Raw genomic sequence first — 20,031 nt, forward strand, 5'->3', positions numbered from 1 at the left:
CAGGGAGCTTTGCACAATGCCGTTACGGACCCAAGAAAACTGGCCCCACGGCGCGATCATGCAGGACGCCGAACACACTCAGTTTGCGCTGTGGGCACCGGATGCGTTTTACGTCAGTGTCGAACTTGAAGACGGTCAGTCCTTGCCGATGTTACCGCAGGCCGATGGCTGGTTCGTGATCAAGACCCGGTGCCCGGCGGGCACCCGCTACCGCTTCAACATCGATGGCGAACTGGAAGTGCCCGACCCGGCCTCCCGTGCCCAGGACGGCGACCTCGATCGCCACAGCGTGGTGGTCGATCCGCTGGCCTATCAGTGGCGACATACCACCTGGCACGGCCGGCCGTGGAGCGAAGCGGTGATCTACGAGCTGCATGTCGGCGCATTCGGCGGCTTTGCCGAAGTCGAGCAGCACTTGGCGCGCCTCGCCGAACTGGGCATCACCGCCATCGAACTGATGCCGATCGCGCAATTCCCCGGCACGCGCAACTGGGGCTACGACGGCGTACTGCCCTACGCCCCGCAAGCCTCCTATGGCCCCCCGGAACAACTCAAGCATCTGATCGACAGCGCCCACGGCCATGGTCTGGCGGTGATTCTCGACGTGGTCTACAACCACTTCGGCCCTGACGGCAATTACCTCGGGCGCTATGCCAAAGGCTTCTTTCGCGAAGACAAGCACACGCCCTGGGGCGCCGCGATCGACTTCCGTCGTCGTGAAGTGCGGGACTTCTTCATCGACAACGCGCTGATGTGGCTGCTCGAATACCGCTTCGACGGGCTGCGCCTGGACGCGGTTCACGCGATTGAGAGTCCGGACTTCCTGCCCGAACTGGCACAACGCATTCGTCAGCAGATCGATCCGACGCGCCATGTCTGGCTAACCGTGGAGAACGAGCTCAACCAGTCGAGCCTGCTTGAAGAGGATTACGACGCGCAGTGGAACGATGACGGCCACAACGCCCTGCACGTGCTGCTGACCGGCGAAACCGACGCCTACTACGCTGACTATGCGCTGCAACCCACCGAGCAACTGGTGCGGTGTTTGAGTCAGGGCTTCGTGTTTCAAGGCCACATCACCCGCCACGGCGAACCGCGCGGCGAGCCCAGCGAACACCTGCCCTCGACCGCTTTCATCCTGTTCCTGCAGAACCACGACCAGATCGGCAACCGGGCCTTCGGCGAACGTTTGCATCACCTGGCCGATCCACGCGCCGTGCAGGCCGCCACCGTGCTGTTGTTGCTGTCGCCGATGATTCCGCTGATGTTCATGGGCGATGAGTACGCGGCCGAGCAGCCGTTTCTGTTTTTCACCAGCCACCACGGTGAACTCGCGGATCTGGTGCGCGAAGGTCGGCGCAATGAATTCGCCGGGTTCAGCGCCTTCGCCGATCCGCACAAACGCGAAAAAATTCCCGATCCGAATGCCGAGCAGACCTTCCACGCCTCGCAGCCTCGCCTGGTCGGCAGCGGCAGCGCAAAGCAGCAGGAAACCCTCGCGCTGTACCGGCAACTGCTGCAATTGCGCCACCGCTACATCATTCCCAATCTGTCCGGCACCCAGGCGCTCGGCGCGCATATGCTCGGTTTCGGTGCGGTCAGTGCGCGCTGGCGCCTGGGCGATGGCAGCGAGCTGCGAATTGACCTGAACCTCAGCGATACGCCAGTGGTCAACCCTGCACAGACCGACGCCGTGTGGCTGTTTCAGCAGCCGCCCGCCGTTGCCCTGTCGGAACCGGGCGTACTGCCCGCGTATTGCGCGCTTGTCAGCCTCACGGCCGCAACCCCCTTGCAACCTCTGGATGGAGAGCGCCTATGAGCGATGCGCAACTGGAAATACTCGCAAGCCGCGCCGGCCTCGCCGTCGACTGGATCGACGCCAATGGCCGCCCGCAGAAAGTCGCCCCGGCGGTGCTGCGCAATGTTCTCACCGGCCTGGGTCATCCGGCCAATACCGCGCAGGAAATCGACGCCAGCCTGCTGCAACTGCAACAGGTGCAACAGGATCGCCACCTGCCGCCGCTGTTGACCGCCGATGTCGGGGTCAGCGTTGATCTGGCCCGCTATTTCGAACCGGAAACGCCTTGCGAAATCCAGCTTGAAGACGGTTCACGGCTCAACCTCAAGCTCGATGCCGAAGCGAAACTGCCGGGGTTGATCCCGGTCGGCTATCAACAAGTACACATCGCCGATCAGTCTTTCACCCTCGCCGTGGCGCCGGAGCGCTGCTACAGCGTCGGCGATGCGGTAGATAACCCGATCCCCCGCGTCTGGGGCCTGAGCGCGCAACTGTACAGTCTGCGCCGCCCCGGCGATGGCGGTTTTGGTGACACCCAGGCACTGGAAGAGCTGGCCCGAGTGGCCGGCGAACGCGGCGCCGAGGCGCTGGCGATCAGTCCTTTGCATGCGATGTTCAGCGCCGACACCGGACGCTACAGCCCGTATTCACCGTCCAGCCGGCTGTTCCTCAATTCGCTGTATGCCGCTCCAGGCGCAATCCTTGGCGAACGGGCCTTGCGCGATGCGATCGACGCCAGCGGTCTGGCCGAGCAATTCAAGCAACTGGAAGACCTCAAACTGATCGATTGGCCCAGCGCCGCCGAGGCCAAGCACAAACTGCTGCAAGCCCTGTACGACGGCTTCGTCGCCGGCGAACATCCGTTGCACGCCGACTTCGCCAGTTTCCGCCATGCCGGTGGCGAAGCCTTGGAAAATCACTGCCGCTTCGAAGCCATTCAGGAAATGCGCGCCGCCCGGGGCGAAAGCCTCGACTGGCGGCACTGGCCGGAACACTGGCACGAGCCGCGTGGCGCCGCCCTCGAAGCGTTTGCCGAGGAATACGCCGAGCGCATCGGCTACTTCGCCTTTTGCCAGTGGCTGATCCACCGTTGCCTGGAGCGTGCGCAAGCGGCTGCACGCGGTGCTGGCATGGGCATCGGCCTGATCGCTGACCTTGCGGTCGGTGCCGACGGCGCCGGCAGCCAGGCCTGGAGCTTTCAGGACGAACTGCTCGCCTCGCTCACCGTGGGTGCGCCGCCAGACATTCTCAACCGCACCGGGCAGGGCTGGGGGATTTCCGCGTTTTCCCCCGAAGGCCTGATCCGCAACGGCTTTCGCGCTTTCATCGACATGCTGCGCGCCAACTTTGCCCATGCGGGCGGCTTGCGCATCGACCATGTAATGGGCCTGCAACGCCTGTGGGTGATCCCCAACGGCGCGGCGCCGGCCGACGGTGCGTACCTGTATTACCCGGTGGACGATCTGCTGCGGCTGCTGACCCTCGAATCCCATCGGCACCAGACCATCGTCCTCGGCGAAGACCTTGGCACCGTGCCTGACGGCCTGCGCGAAAAACTCAGCGCGCGGGCGATCCTTGGCATGCGCGTGCTGCTGTTCGAACAGGACAACACCCGTTTCAAACCGATTCTCGACTGGCCGGACAACGCGCTGGCGACCACCACCACCCACGACCTGCCGACGCTCAATGGCTGGTGGCATGGCCGCGACATCGACTGGAATGCGCGCCTGGACTTTGTCGATGCCAACGGTGAAATCGAATGGCGCCGACATCGCCAGCGTGAACGCCAAGGCCTGCGCGATGCGCTGAGTCAGGACCCGCAAAACTTCCGCGAAGAGTCCCACGAAGCCGATCAAGTGGTCGATGCCAGTGTGCGTTTCCTCGGTCACACCCGCGCGCCGCTGGTGCTGTTGCCACTGGAAGACGCGCTGGGCATCGACGAGCAAGCCAACCTGCCGGGTACCATCGACAGCCATCCGAATTGGTCGCGGCGCCTGCCCGGCAACAGCGAAGCCTTGCTCGATGGCGCCGATGCCGCGCGCCGCCTGGAACTACTGGCCTGTGCCCGCCTGCAAGCTGCCGAGCGTGACCAATGAATTCATCGTTCAACCAACCGTTGCGCGCCACCCTGCGCCTGCAATTTCACAAGGGTTTCACTCTGGAACAGGCGGTGCCGCTGGTGCCGTACTTTGCCCGTCTCGGCATCAGCCACATTTATGCCTCACCGCTGCTCGCGGCCCGCGCCGGTTCGATGCACGGCTACGACGTGGTCGACCCGACGCAAGTCAATCCGGAACTCGGCGGCGAACCGGCGCTGCGGCGTCTGGTAAGCGCTCTGCGCGAACACGGCATGGGCCTGATCCTCGACATCGTCTCCAACCACATGGCCGTCGGTGGCGGTGACAATCCGTGGTGGCTCGATCTGCTGGAATGGGGCCGCCTGAGCCCTTACGGCGAGTTCTTCGACATTCAGTGGCACTCGCCGGACCCGTTGATGGAAGGCCAATTGCTGCTACCGTTTCTCGGCAGCGATTACGGTGTCGCGCTGCAGGAAGGCACGCTGAAACTGCGCTTCGATGCGCAGCAAGGTCGCTTCCACGTCGAGCATTACGAGCACCACTTCCCGATCTGCCCGAATGACTACGGCGAGTTGCTCAAACCGCTCGAAGCGCTGAAATCCCTGGCCGATCGTTTCAGCACCCTCAGCTACCAGACTGACGCCCATGCGCTGGCGATGCCGCTCAAGGAAGAACTGAAAGAGCTGGCGAGCGATCCGCAGGTCCTCGCCGCGATCACGGAAAGTCTCGCGCATTACGACTCCACGACTGCAGAAGGCTTCGACAAGCTGCACCAGTTACTCGAACGCCAGAGCTACCGTCTGGCCAGTTGGCGCACCGCAGCAGACGACATCAACTGGCGGCGCTTTTTCGACATCAACGAACTCGGCGGTCTGCGCGTTGAGCGTCCGGCCGTGTTCGAAGCGACTCACGGCAAGATCTTTCAGTTGATCGCCGAAGGCCTGGTCGACGGTTTGCGCATCGACCACATCGACGGTCTCGCCGACCCGCGTGGCTATTGCCGCAAACTGCGGCGGCGCCTCGACTTGCTTGCGCCGGATCGGCACTTGCCGATCTACGTCGAAAAGATTCTCGGTGCCGGCGAAACCCTGCGCACCGACTGGGCGGTGGATGGCAGCACCGGTTACGAGTTCATGAATCAACTGTCGCTGCTGCAACACGACCCGGATGGCGAACACGTTCTCGGCGACCTGTGGCAACGCCGCACCGAGCGTCCGGCGGCGTTCATCGAAGAAGCGCAACTGGCACGCCAGCAGATCCTCAACGGCTCGCTGGCCAGTGACTTCGAAAGCGTCGCCCAGGCACTACTGCAAGTGGCGCGCGACGACCTGATGACCCGTGACCTGACCCTCGGCGCGATCCGCCGGGTGTTGCAGGCGCTGATCGTGCATTTCCCGGTGTATCGCACTTACATCAATGCGCTGGGTCGCGCGGCGCAGGATGAACAGTTCTTCCAGCAGGCCATGGACGGCGCGCGGCAGACGCTGGGCGAAGGCGACTGGCCGGTGCTTGACTGTGTGGCTGCCTGGCTCGGTGGCACGCCATGGCGGCACAAACCACGCGGGCGCTCGCGCAAGATCCTCAAGCACGCCTGCGTACGTTTCCAGCAACTGACGTCGCCGGCAGCGGCCAAAGCCGTGGAAGACACCGCGTTGTATCGCTCGGCAGTCCTGCTGTCGCGCAATGACGTCGGCTACAACACCGAGCTGTTCAGCGCACCGGTCAGCGACTTCCATGCGGTCAATCAGCAACGCCTGGACGCGTTCCCCGACAACTTGCTGGCCACCGCCACCCACGACCACAAACGCGGCGAAGACACCCGCGCGCGACTGGCGGTGCTCAGCGAACGCAGCCACTGGTACGCCGAGCAGGTCGAGTTGTGGCGCGCCCTCGCCCGGCCATTGCGCGACGATGATCAAGTGCCGTCGTCCGGTGATGAACTGATCCTTTATCAGGCGCTGCTCGGCAGTTGGCCGCTGCAATTGCGTGATAACGATCAGGCAGGTTTCAGCGACTACGCCGAACGCATCTGGCAGTGGCAACAGAAAGCCCTGCGCGAAGCCAAGCTGCAAAGCAGCTGGAGCGCGCCGAATGAAACCTACGAAAACGCTGCGCAGACGTTCACCCAACGCCTGCTCACCGGTGATGAAGGTGAGCTGCTGCGCGCCGCGCTGAGCAAGACCGTCAACAGCATCGCGCCGGCCGGCGCCCTCAACAGTCTGGCGCAAACCTTGCTGCGCATGACCGTGCCGGGGGTGCCGGATCTGTATCAAGGCAACGAGTTCTGGGACTTCAGCCTGGTCGATCCGGACAACCGCCGGCCGGTGGATTACGCCGCTCGCGCGCAGGCCCTGGACGGACACGCGCCGCTGCCGGAGCTGCTGGCGAACTGGCGTGACGGGCGCATCAAGCAAGCGTTGATCGCCCAGGTGTTGAACCTGCGCGCCGAACACGCCGAGCTGTTTCGCCGGGGCACGTATCAGGCTCTGGAGGTGCTGGGTGAGCAGGCGCACAACGTGCTCGCGTTCGCTCGTGAGCACGAGGGCCGCTACGCCATCGTGATCGTGCCGATCCGCTGCGCGACGTTGCTGGAAAACAGTGCCGAGCCACAGGTGGATGCGCTGCGCTGGGGCGATACGCGAGTGGTTTTACCGTTCGCCGCCTCTGACTCAAACCTGAAGGGACTTTTTCACAGCAGCGCAGTCACAAAAAACAGGGAGCTGAACGTCAGCGCCGCGCTGGGGGATTTCCCGGTCAATCTGTTTATCCAACTCTTTACGTAACGACGAGTTCAGTTCAGGAGCATTGCGATGAGTACCGACGATAAACGCATCCGCGAGTTTGCCTATCAGATCTGGGAATCGGAGGGCAAACCTGAAGGTCATGAAGCGCGTCATTGGGAAATGGCGCGCAAACTGGCCGAAGCCGAGGCCCTGGCGCCGAAGAAGTCGCCCAAGGCTGCGGGCAGCAAAACCGCCGGCAAGACTGCGAACGGCAAAGCCAGCGAAAGCAAGACCCCGGCGGCCAAGCCCAAGGCGCCTGCGGACGCCAAAGCCAAGCCCTCCAGCGCCGCCAAAGTGATTCCACCGGGCGAAAAAGCCGCCGAGAAAAAGCCGCGCGCCCCGCGCAAACCCCCGGCCAACTGACCCACCCGGGATTATTGAACTGAATGACCGTGTGGCGGGTTTGCTCGCCACCGAGGACTCACTCGTCCTAAAAAAAACACCTTACTCCCCTGTCTGGAGAGCATTTGTGGTGAGGGGATTTATCCCCGATGGGTCGCGCAGCGGCCCCGAGTTTGCGACTGCTTCGCAGCCGATCGGGGATAAATCCCCTCACCACAGATTCGGTTCCCACAGCTGATCCGTTATTCGAACCAACCCGTTTTGCAGGAGCAATCATGTCCAGTCCAAAAAAAGCCGAGCCCGCAGCGCACGCTGAGCCGGCCAGAATCCGTGAAGGTCTGCCCCTCCCGCTCGGCGCCACCTGGGATGGTCTGGGGGTGAACTTTGCGCTGTTTTCCGCCAATGCCACCAAGGTTGAGCTGTGCATCTTCGACGATGCCGGCGAAGTCGAACTCGAACGCATCGAACTGCCGGAATACACCGACGAGATCTACCACGGCTATCTGCCCGACGCCCACCCGGGGCTGATCTACGGCTACCGCGTCTATGGTCCGTATGACCCGGCGAACGGCCATCGCTTCAACCACAACAAACTGTTGATCGACCCCTACGCCAAACAGCTGGTCGGCGAGTTGAAATGGTCCGAGGCGCTGTTCGGCTACACCATCGGCCACCCCGATGCCGACCTCAGTTTCGATGAACGCGACAGCGCGCCGTTCGTGCCCAAGTGCAAGGTCATCGACCCGGCGCACACCTGGGGCAACGACCACCGCGTCAGCGTGCCGTGGGACAAAACCATCATTTATGAAACCCACGTTCGCGGCATCAGCATGCGTCACCCTTCGGTGCCGGAGAACGTGCGCGGTACGTTTGCCGGTCTGATGGTCGACGACGTGCTCGAACACATCCGCAAACTCGGCGTGTCTAGCGTGGAGTTGCTGCCGATTCACGCCTTCGTCAACGACCAGCACCTGTTGCACAAGGGCATGACCAACTACTGGGGCTACAACAGCATCGCCTTCTTCGCCCCGGACCCGCGTTATCTGGCCAGCGGCAAGATCGCCGAGTTCAAGGAGATGGTCGCGCACCTGCACGAGGCCAATCTGGAAGTGATCCTCGACGTGGTCTACAACCACACCGCCGAGGGCAACGAACAAGGCCCGACCCTGTCGATGCGCGGCATCGACAACGCGTCCTACTACCGCCTGATGCCGGACGACAAGCGCTATTACATCAACGATTCCGGCACCGGCAACACCCTCGACCTCAGTCACCCGTGCGTGCTGCAGATGGTCACCGATTCGCTGCGCTACTGGGCCAGCGAGATGCACGTCGACGGTTTCCGCTTCGACCTGGCTACCATTCTCGGGCGCTATCACGACGGTTTCGACGAGCGTCACAGCTTCCTCGTCGCCTGCCGTCAGGACCCGGTGCTGCGTCAGGTAAAAATGATCGCCGAGCCTTGGGACTGTGGCCCCGGTGGCTATCAGGTCGGCCACTTCCCGCCGGGCTGGGTCGAGTGGAACGACAAATTCCGCGACACCGTGCGCGCGTTCTGGAAAGGTGACGACGGTCAGGTTGCTGACTTCGCCAGCCGTATGACCGCGTCCGGCGAGATGTTCAACCAGCGCGGGCGGCGGCCGTATTCGTCGGTGAACTTCATCACCGCCCACGACGGTTTCACCCTCAACGATCTGGTGTCGTACAACGACAAGCACAACGAAGCCAACGACGAGAACAACCAGGACGGCAGCAACAACAACCTGTCGTGGAACCACGGCGTCGAAGGCCCGACCGACGATCCCGAGATCAATGCGCTGCGCCATCGGCAGATGCGCAACTTCTTCGCCACGCTGCTGCTGTCGCAGGGCACGCCGATGATTGTTGCCGGTGACGAATTCGCCCGCACGCAGGACGGCAACAACAACGCCTATTGCCAGGACAGCGAGATCGGCTGGGTCAACTGGGACCTGAGCGAGGACGGCAAGGCGCTGCTCAAGTTCGTCAAACGCCTGATCAAGTTGCGTTTGGCTTATCCGATCCTGCGTCGCGGGCGCTTCCTGGTCGGCGAATACAACGAGGACATCGGCGTCAAGGACGTCACCTGGCTGGCGCCGGACGGCACCGAGATGACCACCGAACACTGGCATGACGCGCATAACCGCTGCCTGGGCATGCTCCTTGATGGTCGCGCGCAGGAAACCGGGATCCGCCGCAAGGGTGCCGACGCGACGCTGCTGCTGGTGGTCAACGCCCATCACGACATCGTCAACTTCAGCCTGCCGGAAGTGCCGGAAGGCAGTTTCTGGACCTGCATGATCGACACCAATCAGCCGTCGATTCGCGGTCAGGAACGCTTCGATTTCGGCCATGAATACTCGGTGACCGGCCGTTCGCTGCTGCTGTTCGAACTGCAACGCGAAGAAGAAGACTGATATGGACCTGCACAGTTATCTGGCGCGCCGCCCGCCCGACTATCGCGACACCGCAGCGCTCGGCCATTGCCTGCGGGCGCTGGTCGAGGCCGGTCTGGATCAGTTGCCGTTACCGGGCAGCGGCCGCACGCTGGAGCGTTTTCAGCGTCTGGCTGAAGTCGGCGGACATGATCTGGGATTGTGCAAACTCTATGAAGGCCACACCGACGCACTGGCGATCATCGAACAGCTCGGTGGCTCGCCCACCCCGGGCAGCACTTGGGGCATGTGGGCGGCTGAACCACCGCAGGCTCGGGTGCAGGTGCGACCGGCCGGGCACATGGTGCGCCTCGACGGGCGCAAGGCATGGTGCTCGGGGGCGGCGGTGCTCAGCCATGCGCTGCTCACCGCGTGGGATGCCGAGGATCGCCAGCAACTGGTCGCGGTGGCGCTGGATCAACCGGGCGTGACCATCACCGATCAGGGCTGGCAAGCGGTCGGCATGGGCGCCACCGGCAGCGTCGAAGTGTTGTTCGACGGCGCCGAAGCCCAGGCCATCGGCGAACCCGGTGACTACCTGAATCGTCCGGGTTTCTGGCAAGGTGGGATCGGCATCGCCGCGTGCTGGTACGGCGCGGCAAGGAAGATCGCCGAGGCGCTGCGTAAACACTGCGCGCAACGTCAGGAGCCGCATGCCCTCGCCCATCTCGGCGCGGTCGATACGGCGTTGTACGCGGCAGCCAATGTGCTGCGCTTCAGTGCGCTGCACATCGATGCACACCCCGAAGCCGGAGCCGAGCTGTTGGCCCGGCGCGCCCGTGCTGTGGTCGAACAGTCAGCCGAACAAGTGATGCGCGAGACCGGTCGGGCGCTGGGTGCCGGGCCGTTCTGCAAGGATCGGCACTTCGCCCGGTTGATTGCTGATCTGCCGGTGTTCCTGCGCCAGAGCCATGCCGAGCGTGATCTCGCCGCGCTTGGCCAATCGCTGGCCGAACATCCCGAGGAGGTGTGGACGCTATGAATGCCGCCAACAAACCTGACCCGATCATCGGCCACCAGGGCACTTCGCTGCTGCAATGGCAACATTCCCGGCACCTGGCGGCGCTGGACAGCGTCGATGTCCTCAGTCTGGTGCCACCGGGCGCGCGGGCGGTGGTCGTCGCCCCGCACCCGGACGACGAAGTGCTCGGCTGCGGCGGGATGCTGCAGTTGCTGGCCGCCGCCGGGCGTCAGTTGCAACTGATCTCGGTCACCGATGGCAGCGCCAGTCATCCTGGCTCCGAGCGCTGGCCGGTCGAACGTCTGAGCGTAGTGCGGCCGCAGGAATCGGCCGAAGCTCTGCGTCGCCTCGGCGTGCCGTTGCACCGGATGAAATGGCTGCGCGGGGGTTTCAGCGATAGCCAGGTCGCCGCGGATGAGCCGTCGCTGGTCGCCTTCATCGAGCGTCACCTGCGCCCCGGCGACGTGGTGTTCAGCACCTGGTGCGAGGACGGCCACTGCGATCACGAAGCCGCCGGCCGCGCCAGTATCGAAGCTGCGCGGCGGGTGGGCGCCACCTGCCACGAATTGCCGGTATGGACCTGGCATTGGGCCTCCCCCGAAGACGCCTCGGTGCCATGGCAGCGCGCGCGCAAGATTCTGTTGTCGCCGGAGCAAGTGGCGCGCAAACGCCATGCGGTGCATGCGTTCGCCAGCCAACTGGAAGGCGACCCGCAAGCCGGTCTGCAACCGGTATTGGCGCCGTACGTGCTGGATCGTCTGCTGCAACCGTTTGAAGTGGTGTTCCTATGAGTGTCGATGATCGCTACTTCGACGGATTGTTCAGCGCCAACGACGATCCCTGGGCGTTCCGCGAGCGCTGGTACGAACAGCGCAAACGCGCGATCACCCTCGCCGCCCTGCCCCGCGCACATTATCGGGCGATCTTCGAACCCGGTTGCGCCAATGGCGAACTCAGCGCCGAACTCGCCGAACGCTGCGACCGTCTGCTGTGTTGCGACACCGCCAGTGCCGCGGTGAACCTGGCGCGTACCCGATTGAGCCTTTTTGACCATGCCGAGGTGCGCCAAAGTCGGCTGCCCGACGACTGGCCGAAAGAAAAATTCGACCTGATTGTATTTAGCGAAATCGGCTACTACCTCGATGCCCAGGATCTGACAGAAGTGATCCGGGGCATCAGTGAATCCCTGACGGCTGACGGACAATTGCTGGCCTGCCACTGGCGCCCGCCCATCGATGGCTGCCCGCTCAACGCGCGGCAGGTGCACGACCTGATTCATGAGCAATTACCGCTGCCGCGTCTGGCGCTGCATCAGGAAGCCGACTTCATTCTTGAAGTCTGGAGCCGCGAGCCGCGCTCGGTAGCCGCACTGGAGGGCCTACGATGATCGGCATTCTGATTCCGGCGCATAACGAGGAAGACCTGCTCGAGCAATGCCTCAGCGCGGCATTGCGCGCCAGTAAACATGGGCTGTTGGCCGGCGAACCGGTCGAAGTGCTGGTGGTGCTCGACAGTTGCACCGACCGCTCGGCTCAGATCGTCAGCGGTTTTCCGGTGCTGAGCCTGCACATCGACGCACGCAACGTCGGCCAGGCCCGGGCCGCCGGCGCGCAGGTTCTGCTGGAGCGCGGCGCCCGCTGGATTTCCTGCTCGGACGCCGACAGCCGGGTGGCCGATGACTGGCTGGTGGCGCAGCTGGGGCTGGGCGCCGACGCGGTATGCGGCACGGTGACCGTCGAACACTGGGATCAGTCGTTCGACGAAGCCGCGCAGATTCGCTACCACAGTCACTACCAGGCCCGTGACGGGCATCGCCACATCCACGGCGCCAACCTCGGGGTCAGTGCCGACGTTTACCGCTGGGCCGGTGGTTTCCCGCCGCTGGCCTGCGACGAAGATGTGCAACTGGTGCGGCGACTGGAACAGTGCGGGGCCGATATCGCGTGGAGCCATCGCCCGCAGGTACGCACCAGTGCCCGACTGGACAGCCGGGCGCGGGGTGGATTCGGTGACTATCTGCGAAATCTGGCACAGCTTGGTTAAAAAAAAGCGGATCAGATTGATCTGTGACGCGACGAATCAACTTTCATGAGCAATACTCTGCTGCGCGGCAATCCAGGGTTCGGAGCGTCGCACGGCAATTCATCCGCCTTCACGGGTCGCGCGCACCTGATTTTTCACGGTGTCTGCACGATTGAGGGCCAGAGACAACAAGGACGTAATACCCATGAAACCGTTATCCCTCAGCGATAATCCGCTGCCGGCGCAAATATGGAACAGCGCCCGGCAACTGGACAACATCCCCGTCATCAATACCCACAGTCTGGTGCCACCCGGCGCCCGAGCCGTCGTTGTCGCCCCGCATCCGGGCGATGAAGTGGTGACCTGTGGCGGGCTCCTGCAACTGCTCTCCAGCCTCGGCCATCCGCTGCAACTGCTGTCAATCACTGACGGCAGCGCCAGCCATCCCGGTTCACGGCAATGGTCGGAAAAACGCCTGAGCGTGTTCCGGCCTCAAGAAAGTGTCGAAGCCCTGCGCCGTCTCGGCTTGCCGATGCACAGCCTGAAATGGGTGCGTGGCGGGTTCACCGACAACGCGCTGCTCGACCGCGAGGCCGACCTCACCGAATTCATCGCTCGCTACCTGCGCCCCGGCGACGTGGTGTTCAGCACTTGGCGCGACGATCGTACTGACGATCACGAAGCAGTCGGCCAAGCCAGTGCCAAAGCGGCAGCGCAAGTCGGCGCAACGTTCCATGACGTGCCGGTCTGGGCCTGGCACTGGCCGGAACGCGATCAGAACCTCATCCCCTGGGAACGTGCGCGCAAACTGCGACTCGACACCTGGACCGTGGCGCGCAAGAGCCACGCCACCCATGCCTACGCCAGCCAGCTCATGGGCGAACCGGCGATCGGCATTGCGCCGCTGTTGCCACGGGTGATCCTCGAGCGCATGCGCTTGCCGTACGAAATCGTCTTCATCTGAAACACATTCCCCCTGTGGGAGCGAGCTTGCTCGCGAATAGGCGTTGTCGGCACTTAAAGTGCTGGCTGACACACCGCATTCGCGAGCAGGCTCGCTCCCACATTGGTATGCGGCGAGCCAATGGCTATGGCAACACCCGATTAGACCTGCTCGCGAAGGGGCCATTACTGTTGGCGCCTATTCCTTGGGCACCACGTTATCCAGTGCCTGATTCACCGCCAACTCCCCGAGCATCACCACCTGGGCAATGCCTAACACCGTATTACGACTCGGCCCCTCCAGCGTCCCGGCGAAATCCCCGAGCATGACCGTGGCCGAGGCCAGGGATTCGCAGGCGTTTGCCAGCAGCGATTCAGTGTCGGTTTGTGGATTGACGAGGAACATGCTGCTGGGGGTGTAAGGCGTCGCCATGATGTGCGCGGGCGCAAGGTAGTGATCGAGGGCGCGTTCGGCGGCTTCGTGGAGTTTTCTGGAGTTGAGGGATTCGTAGGGTGATACCGGGTCTGTAATTGGCGGATTGGGTGGGGTTTCGGGCATCAGCTGGAACTCCGATCAAGGTACTTTGGAAGAATGACTCCCTGTAGGAGCTGCCGAAGGCTGCGATCTTTTGATCTTGTTTTTAGAAGCAAAATCAAAAGATCGCAGCCTTCGGCAGCTCCTACACGGGGACCGGGCAGTTAGTTCGGCACGCGGCGGCCGTCGAGTACCCGGTTGACCATCAGCTCACTGAGCATGATTACCTGATGCAGCATCAGCATGGCCCGGCGCTGCGAGTGGTCGACGGTGTCGCCGATATCTCGGGCCATGTCACTGGCCGCGGCTAAGGATTCGCAGGCTTCGACGAGCAAGGTTTCTTCGTCCACGGTGGGGTCGATGAGGAAGATTCTGTTCGCCTTGCATGACGTGGTTGAAGGGATCGAGATCTTCAGGGCGCCGGGGTTGAGGTAGAAGTTGATGGCGCGGTCGGTTGCCGCTTTTATCTTCTGCGGGTCGAGGGCTGGATCGTACGGGATCGAGGTGTCTGGGGGGTTGGGTGTGGCTTTGAACATGGATGAAACTCCGTATCGAGAAATAGGAGCCATCACCCTCGCTACCAAACGATGGGTGGCGGCCATGCGCGGGTTGGTAGACCGGTCGATACGGAACCCGGCGCTCACGAATGAGCCCCACGCATGTCCACCATAAAACTGAGCCCCCAAAAGAGGCTACATAAGGTGACGCCATACGACCGTACCGAAATGGGCTACCAAACCCGATCACTGTTTTCCAGTGACAGGGAAACGATAAAGCCCAACGCATAGCCGTGTAAGCCGGCGGATTCTGGCGTACGCGTAGGTAACGGCGCAAGGCGTTGTAGCCGTTATGGCGTAACGGTTCGTGTATTTTAAACGCGCTTGCCGATTCACGTTTATGTCCGAGGCTGCTCGGTTTTTTGATGTTGTCTGGTCGAGCGCTTTCGCGAGCAGGCTCGCTCCCACAGGTTTTCTGGCGGCTCAGGTGATTTGTATTACGGCATGGGGCATCTGGAAGGAACTGCCCGCTCACAGACCAGTCGCATGAACAGGAAGCCGTTTTTTCAGAGGAGTGAACGTGTCCAGCGATCCCAAGCGTCACGCCGTCGACGCACCCGTCATCCATCGCCTGCGCGTGCTGACGGTCAACACTCACAAGGGTTTTACCGCCCTCAACCGGCGCTTCATCCTGCCGGAACTGCGCGAAGCGGTGCGCAGCACCTCGGCCGATCTGGTGTTTCTGCAGGAGGTGGTGGGTGAACACGAGCGACATTCCAATCGCTACAACGAATGGCCGCAAACCTCGCAATACGAATTTCTCGCCGACAGCATGTGGAGCGACTTTGCCTACGGGCGCAACGCGGTGTACCCCGATGGCCACCATGGCAATGCCCTGCTGTCGAAATACCCGATCCGCGAATACCGCAACCTCGACGTGTCGATCACCGGCCCTGAGCGCAGAGGCCTGCTGCACTGCGTGCTGGACGTACCGGGCCACGCCGAAGTCCACGCGATCTGCGTTCACCTGAGTCTGCTGGAAAGCCACCGCCAATTGCAGTTGCAGCTGCTTTGCCAGTTGCTCGAATCATTGCCCGACGATGCACCGGTGATCATTGCCGGCGACTTCAATGACTGGCAGTTGCAGGGCAATGCCGCCCTCGCCCGCCGCGATTACCTGCACGAAGCCTTCGAACGCCACCACGGCCGCCCGGCCAAGACCTACCCGGCGCGTTTTCCGTTGCTGCGCCTGGACCGCATCTACCTGCGCAATGCCAGCAGCCACGACCCGCAGATACTTGGCAACAAGCCGTGGACGCACTTGTCAGATCATTTGCCGCTGGCGGTGGAAGTGCATTTGTGAGCACAGACAAACACTTGGATATGTGCAGAAAAACAAACGCTTGCAGCGCCTGATTTAGCCTTACCGCTCATCGTGCAGTTTCTTGACGCATGGGCATCACTCTTCTTATCTCTACCTTACTACCCCCGGAATCACTAACCGGGGCGACCCTTCCGGCACTCGCGAAATCGAGCGCTGCGGTTCGCCCCGCTCCATTCGGTCGCCCCTCGTTCGGGGTAGGAGAGACGCCAGAAAAGAGATCCCGCATGCGCTTGCAAGGTAGACCTCCATGAAAAGCTCATTCACCCCACAAGAGATCAAAGTGACGTTTTGCACAGTGTCGAGTTCGATTCTGCTGTGCTCATCCATGGAGGCGCAGGCCGGACCTGCGGCGGATGAAACCACTCCCTGGTATCGCCAGGACATGCCCGTTCTGACCCTGCCGGCGACCGTTGTCACCCCCGAGCCACAACGCCTGAGCCCGCGTCCCGATTTGCAAGGCGCCGACCTCGTCACCGAGGATCTGACGCCGGCGGCCTGGGACCGGCTGTACGGGCAAAGCGCTCGGCAAGCGCAAACCGACGTGCTGTCGTCAGTTTTTGCCCCGCCCGGCAACGGCGACTTCAAAGGCCCGCCAGTAATGACCATACAAAGCGCCGGCGGTCACACCCAGACAATCGGCCTGATTGGCGGACAAAATCAGATCATGGCCAACAGCGGCGGCCTGATCAGCAGTCGCGCCCTCGCCAATCCGACCACCGACACCTTGAATCTGCAAGGCCAAAGCCTCGGCGCCTATTACCGCCTGACTGGTGCGCAGGGTTGGCATGTCGACCTGTCCGCCAGTGGTGGTCGGGTCAGTGGTTTCAGTCGCAACGAACAAGGCGCGCGCCAGGCCACCGAAGGCAGTGCGATGACCTTCTCGGTCGAAGGTGGGTATCCGATCGGCCTGGGCGGCAACTGGGTGGTTGAACCCCAAGCGCAACTGATCAACCAGCGCATCACCCTCGACACGCCGTACGCGGGTTCCGGCAATGCTTCGTCAACGGATCTGTCGGCGTGGAGCGGCCGCGTCGGCGCCCGCCTAAAAGGCAGTTACGATGTGAACGGTCTGCCGGTGGAGCCCTACGTGCGTACCAACCTCTGGCACACGGTCTATACCGGCAACACGGTGACCCTCGATCAGGTCGACAAGATCAGCAGCAGCCGCAAGTCATCGACGGTCGAATTGGGATTGGGGTTGGTGGCGCGGGTGACGCCGGCGGTCAGCCTGTATGTCAGCGCCGATTACAGCAGTGACGTGGATGACAATGATCTGAACGGGTTGATTGGCAGTCTGGGGGTTCGGATGCGTTGGTAATACGACTCGAGCGGTTCGTTCCCGGTCATACCGGGAACGATTTCACAAGAGCATCGCTATTCATTCATGCACAATCTTGTATGTGCCAAGGTCCGACACACCGATCTCAACGCTGTTCTGGAAAACCTTGTACCAGATACGGATCTCTGTCGAATTACGGAACAAGCTCGCTGGCATTCGCCATTCAACATCTGCATTGACATCTACGACGAGATAATCGGATGAGCCATCGGGACCGTCAATATTGTCTAGTTGACGAGCAACAAGCTGCCCCACGGAAATCCCCTCATAAGGTTTGAAAACATAATACAAATTCTGCGTTGCCGCTGTCATCGTTACGACATTCCCGACGGCATCCTTTATAAAAGGCGCAGGATAAATACCTTTTGCCTCAAAAGGTGCAGTACCAATATCGGCATCGTCGCCCCATTTTCCTTCAGCTATCGTCATGTCCTTCACCCTCTATCGACCGGTTATAAAACAGGATGCGGTAGATGGGACTGCGCAGCTCCACCAGTACGCCAGTGCAGTAAGCCGCCCAGAGAGACCTGCGTCTACTGTCACCTATGACAGTGGACATGATCACTTTTCAGGAGTACGAGATCGCGAGCAGGCTCGCTCCCACAGAAGATGCATTTCAATGTGGGAGCGAGCCTGCTCGCGAAGGCAGCGACGCGGTCGCGGATCAACCTTCAGGTTTGAGGATCAACACCGCCAGCGGCGGCAGGTTCAGCTCCAGCGACAGCGACTGCCCATGGCTCGGCACCTCTTCGGTAAACGCCCCGCCGCCATTGCCATAATTGGATCCGGCGTAGGTGTCGGCATCACTGTTGAGCAACTCCGCCCAGCGCCCGGCAAACGGCACGCCGACCCGATACGACTGGCGCGGCACCGGGGTGAAGTTGGCGACCACCAGCACCGGTTTGCCGTCCTTGCTCCAGCGCAGCCACGCGTACACGCTGTTGATCGCGTCATCGCCAATCAACCACTGGAAACCCTGCGGGGCATCGTCCTGGTCGTGCAGCGCCGGTTCCTCGCGGTACAGCCGATTAAGATCGCCAACCAGTTTCTGCACGCCTTTGTGTTCCGAGTATTGCAGCAGGTACCAGTCCAGTTGCTGATCGTGATTCCACTCGCGCCACTGGCCGAATTCGCAGCCCATGAACAACAGCTTCTTGCCCGGATGGGTCCACATGAAGCTCAGATAAGCGCGCAGGTTGGCAAATTTCTGCCAGCGGTCGCCGGGCATCTTGTCGATCAGCGAGTGCTTGCCGTGCACCACTTCGTCGTGGGAGATCGGCAGGATGAAGCGCTCGGACCAGGCGTAAACCAGGCCGAAACTCAATTCGTTGTGGTGATGCGCGCGGTACACCGGATCCTGCTGGATGTAGTGCAGCGAGTCGTGCATCCAGCCCATGTTCCATTTGTAGGCGAAACCGAGACCACCCTGCTGGGTGCTCTGGCTGACGCCCGGCCATGCGGTGGACTCCTCGGCGATCACCAGCGCCCCCGGGGCTTCCAGTTCGACCACGTCATTCAAGTGCCGGAGGAAATCGATCGCTTCCAGATTCTCGCGCCCGCCGTGGCGGTTCGGCACCCATTCACCGGCCTTGCGCGAATAGTCGCGATACAGCATCGAGGCCACCGCATCCACACGCAGACCGTCGATGTGGAAATGCTTCAACCAGTGCAACGCCGACGCCAGCATGTAGCCGTGCACTTCGGTGCGCCCCAGGTTGTAGATCAGCGTGTCCCAGTCCTGGTGAAAGCCTTCCAGCGGGTTGCCATATTCGTACAACGCCGTGCCGTCGAACTGCGCCAGGCCATGGGTATCGGTAGGAAAATGCGCTGGCACCCAGTCGAGGATCACGCCGATGTCGGCACGGTGGCAGGCATCGACGAACTCGCCGAATTGCTCCGGCGTGCCGTATCGGGCGCTCGGGGCGAATTGCGAGAGCAACTGATAACCCCATGAGCCGCCAAACGGGTGCTCCATGATTGGCATCAGTTCGATGTGGGTGAAGCCCAGCTCCTTGACGTAAGGAATCAGCCGCTCGGCCAGCTCCGGCCAGGTGTACTGGCGGGCGACTTCGCCCAGATCGTCCAGTTCGCACTGCCACGATCCGGCATGCAATTCGTAGATCGACAGCGGCGCTGAATGCTTCTGCCGCTCGCGGCGGCCGTTCATCCAGTCCTGATCCTGCCAGTTGATCTGCAGCGGCGCGGCGACTTTCGAAGCGGTGTCCGGCGGCAGACTGGTGGCCAAGGCCATCGGGTCAGCCTTCAGCGGCAGGATGCCCTGGGCGCCAAGAATCTCGTATTTGTACAACTCCCCCGCTTGCAGGCGCGGAATGAACAACTCCCAGACCCCGGATGGATGGCGCAGGCGCATCGGATGGCGGCGACCGTCCCACACGTTGAAATCGCCGACCACCGACACTCGGCGAGCATTCGGCGCCCACACGGCGAAACGCACACCGTCGACGCCATCGACCGTGGTCAGTTGTGCGCCGAGGCAGCTGCTGAGGTCGCGATGATTGCCTTCGGCGAACAGATACAAATCCATTTCGCCGAGCAATTGACCAAAGCTGTAGGGATCTTCAGTGACCTGTTCGCCACCGGCCCAGCGCGTGCGCAGCAGGTACGGCCGCGCCTGATCGAAGTGCCCGACAAACAATCCCGGCGTTTCGGTGGCTTGCAGCTCGCCGCGTTCTTCACCGCTGTCCTTGTCCAGCACTTCGACTTTCAATGCACCCGGCAGATAAGCGCGGATGAATTGCCCGCCGGCACCATCGCCGTGCGGGCCGAGAATGGAAAAAGGGTCTCGATGTTCGGCGCGCACCAGCGCGTCGATGTCCTGCGCCGCCGGCAATAACGCTTCTTTAGCGTGACCCTGTTCCTTGTTCGAGAAACTCATG

The 20,031-nt window shown here is 62.2% G+C and carries 16 protein-coding genes; 12 read left to right on the forward strand and 4 right to left on the reverse strand.

Features of this window, described 5'->3' with window-relative positions; translation table 11 throughout:
* Window positions 1-16 precede the first annotated feature (16 nt).
* The 10 genes from treZ to LOY52_RS14185 all read left to right on the forward strand — a co-directional run bounded on the left by treZ (window position 17) and on the right by LOY52_RS14185 (window position 13,401).
* A complete protein-coding gene (gene treZ, locus LOY52_RS14140) occupies window positions 17-1,819 on the forward strand; it encodes a malto-oligosyltrehalose trehalohydrolase (protein WP_258674462.1) in 1,803 nt (600 codons plus the stop codon).
* Entirely contained in the window at window positions 1,816-3,894 is a 2,079-nt protein-coding gene (gene malQ, locus LOY52_RS14145; RefSeq protein WP_258674464.1) for a 4-alpha-glucanotransferase, read from the forward strand. Before treZ ends, malQ begins: the two co-directional genes overlap by 4 nt.
* Window positions 3,891-6,659: a malto-oligosyltrehalose synthase gene (locus LOY52_RS14150; protein WP_258674466.1), complete on the forward strand. Its 2,769-nt coding sequence runs from the start codon at window positions 3,891-3,893 to the stop codon at window positions 6,657-6,659. Before malQ ends, LOY52_RS14150 begins: the two co-directional genes overlap by 4 nt.
* Before the next feature lie 27 nt (window positions 6,660-6,686).
* Window positions 6,687-7,022: a DUF2934 domain-containing protein gene (locus tag LOY52_RS14155; RefSeq protein WP_258674467.1), complete on the forward strand. Its 336-nt coding sequence runs from the start codon at window positions 6,687-6,689 to the stop codon at window positions 7,020-7,022.
* A gap of 254 nt (window positions 7,023-7,276) precedes the next feature.
* Window positions 7,277-9,436 carry a glycogen debranching protein GlgX gene (gene glgX / locus LOY52_RS14160; RefSeq protein WP_258674469.1) on the forward strand — a complete coding sequence of 720 codons (2,160 nt, stop codon included), beginning with the start codon at window positions 7,277-7,279 and terminating at the stop codon, window positions 9,434-9,436.
* Between the two features lies 1 nt (window position 9,437).
* Window positions 9,438-10,436, forward strand: coding sequence for an acyl-CoA dehydrogenase family protein (locus tag LOY52_RS14165; RefSeq protein WP_258674470.1), 999 nt, complete (start codon window positions 9,438-9,440; stop codon window positions 10,434-10,436).
* Window positions 10,433-11,206 carry a PIG-L deacetylase family protein gene (locus LOY52_RS14170; protein WP_258674471.1) on the forward strand — a complete coding sequence of 258 codons (774 nt, stop codon included), beginning with the start codon at window positions 10,433-10,435 and terminating at the stop codon, window positions 11,204-11,206. The genes LOY52_RS14165 and LOY52_RS14170 overlap by 4 nt, the downstream gene beginning before the upstream one ends.
* Window positions 11,203-11,802 (forward strand): nodulation S family protein, encoded by a 600-nt coding sequence (locus LOY52_RS14175; RefSeq protein WP_258674472.1) that lies wholly within the window; start codon window positions 11,203-11,205, stop codon window positions 11,800-11,802. The genes LOY52_RS14170 and LOY52_RS14175 overlap by 4 nt, the downstream gene beginning before the upstream one ends.
* Entirely contained in the window at window positions 11,799-12,458 is a 660-nt protein-coding gene (locus LOY52_RS14180) for a glycosyltransferase family 2 protein (protein ID WP_258674474.1), read from the forward strand. Before LOY52_RS14175 ends, LOY52_RS14180 begins: the two co-directional genes overlap by 4 nt.
* Window positions 12,459-12,642: 184 nt before the next feature.
* A complete protein-coding gene (locus LOY52_RS14185; RefSeq protein WP_258674475.1) occupies window positions 12,643-13,401 on the forward strand; it encodes a PIG-L deacetylase family protein in 759 nt (252 codons plus the stop codon).
* A gap of 177 nt (window positions 13,402-13,578) precedes the next feature.
* Here the strand turns inward: LOY52_RS14185 and LOY52_RS14190 are convergent, their stop codons facing one another.
* Window positions 13,579-13,938: a DUF6124 family protein gene (locus LOY52_RS14190; protein ID WP_258674476.1), complete on the reverse strand. Its 360-nt coding sequence runs from the start codon at window positions 13,936-13,938 to the stop codon at window positions 13,579-13,581.
* A 140-nt stretch (window positions 13,939-14,078) separates the two neighbouring features.
* Window positions 14,079-14,450, reverse strand: coding sequence for a DUF6124 family protein (locus tag LOY52_RS14195; protein WP_258674478.1), 372 nt, complete (start codon window positions 14,448-14,450; stop codon window positions 14,079-14,081).
* A gap of 541 nt (window positions 14,451-14,991) precedes the next feature.
* Between LOY52_RS14195 and LOY52_RS14200 the strand changes: the two genes are divergently transcribed.
* Window positions 14,992-15,774 carry an endonuclease/exonuclease/phosphatase family protein gene (locus LOY52_RS14200; protein ID WP_258674479.1) on the forward strand — a complete coding sequence of 261 codons (783 nt, stop codon included), beginning with the start codon at window positions 14,992-14,994 and terminating at the stop codon, window positions 15,772-15,774.
* Between the two features lie 268 nt (window positions 15,775-16,042).
* The gene (locus tag LOY52_RS14205) at window positions 16,043-17,113 is read left to right on the forward strand and encodes an autotransporter outer membrane beta-barrel domain-containing protein (protein ID WP_258674480.1); all 1,071 of its coding nucleotides are present in this window, start codon (window positions 16,043-16,045) and stop codon (window positions 17,111-17,113) included.
* Window positions 17,114-17,173: 60 nt separating this feature from the next.
* Here LOY52_RS14205 and LOY52_RS14210 read toward each other — a convergent pair whose 3' ends face one another.
* Entirely contained in the window at window positions 17,174-17,563 is a 390-nt protein-coding gene (locus LOY52_RS14210) for a hypothetical protein (protein WP_258674482.1), read from the reverse strand.
* Window positions 17,564-17,798: 235 nt separating this feature from the next.
* Window positions 17,799-20,030 (reverse strand): 1,4-alpha-glucan branching protein GlgB, encoded by a 2,232-nt coding sequence (gene glgB / locus LOY52_RS14215; protein ID WP_258674484.1) that lies wholly within the window; start codon window positions 20,028-20,030, stop codon window positions 17,799-17,801.
* Window position 20,031: the final 1 nt, after the last annotated feature.

The organism is Pseudomonas sp. B21-051, assembly GCF_024748795.1.
GTDB lineage: Bacteria > Pseudomonadota > Gammaproteobacteria > Pseudomonadales > Pseudomonadaceae > Aquipseudomonas > Aquipseudomonas putida_A.

Coding starts and splice junctions, on each gene's coding strand:
- treZ (WP_258674462.1), top strand. CDS start 17: ATGCCGTTACGGACCCAAGAAAACTGGCCCCACGGCGCGATCATGCAG.
- malQ (WP_258674464.1), top strand. CDS start 1,816: ATGAGCGATGCGCAACTGGAAATACTCGCAAGCCGCGCCGGCCTCGCC.
- LOY52_RS14150 (WP_258674466.1), top strand. CDS start 3,891: ATGAATTCATCGTTCAACCAACCGTTGCGCGCCACCCTGCGCCTGCAA.
- LOY52_RS14155 (WP_258674467.1), top strand. CDS start 6,687: ATGAGTACCGACGATAAACGCATCCGCGAGTTTGCCTATCAGATCTGG.
- glgX (WP_258674469.1), top strand. CDS start 7,277: ATGTCCAGTCCAAAAAAAGCCGAGCCCGCAGCGCACGCTGAGCCGGCC.
- LOY52_RS14165 (WP_258674470.1), top strand. CDS start 9,438: ATGGACCTGCACAGTTATCTGGCGCGCCGCCCGCCCGACTATCGCGAC.
- LOY52_RS14170 (WP_258674471.1), top strand. CDS start 10,433: ATGAATGCCGCCAACAAACCTGACCCGATCATCGGCCACCAGGGCACT.
- LOY52_RS14175 (WP_258674472.1), top strand. CDS start 11,203: ATGAGTGTCGATGATCGCTACTTCGACGGATTGTTCAGCGCCAACGAC.
- LOY52_RS14180 (WP_258674474.1), top strand. CDS start 11,799: ATGATCGGCATTCTGATTCCGGCGCATAACGAGGAAGACCTGCTCGAG.
- LOY52_RS14185 (WP_258674475.1), top strand. CDS start 12,643: ATGAAACCGTTATCCCTCAGCGATAATCCGCTGCCGGCGCAAATATGG.
- LOY52_RS14190 (WP_258674476.1), bottom strand. CDS start 13,938: ATGCCCGAAACCCCACCCAATCCGCCAATTACAGACCCGGTATCACCC.
- LOY52_RS14195 (WP_258674478.1), bottom strand. CDS start 14,450: ATGTTCAAAGCCACACCCAACCCCCCAGACACCTCGATCCCGTACGAT.
- LOY52_RS14205 (WP_258674480.1), top strand. CDS start 16,043: ATGAAAAGCTCATTCACCCCACAAGAGATCAAAGTGACGTTTTGCACA.
- LOY52_RS14210 (WP_258674482.1), bottom strand. CDS start 17,563: ATGACGATAGCTGAAGGAAAATGGGGCGACGATGCCGATATTGGTACT.
- glgB (WP_258674484.1), bottom strand. CDS start 20,030: ATGAGTTTCTCGAACAAGGAACAGGGTCACGCTAAAGAAGCGTTATTG.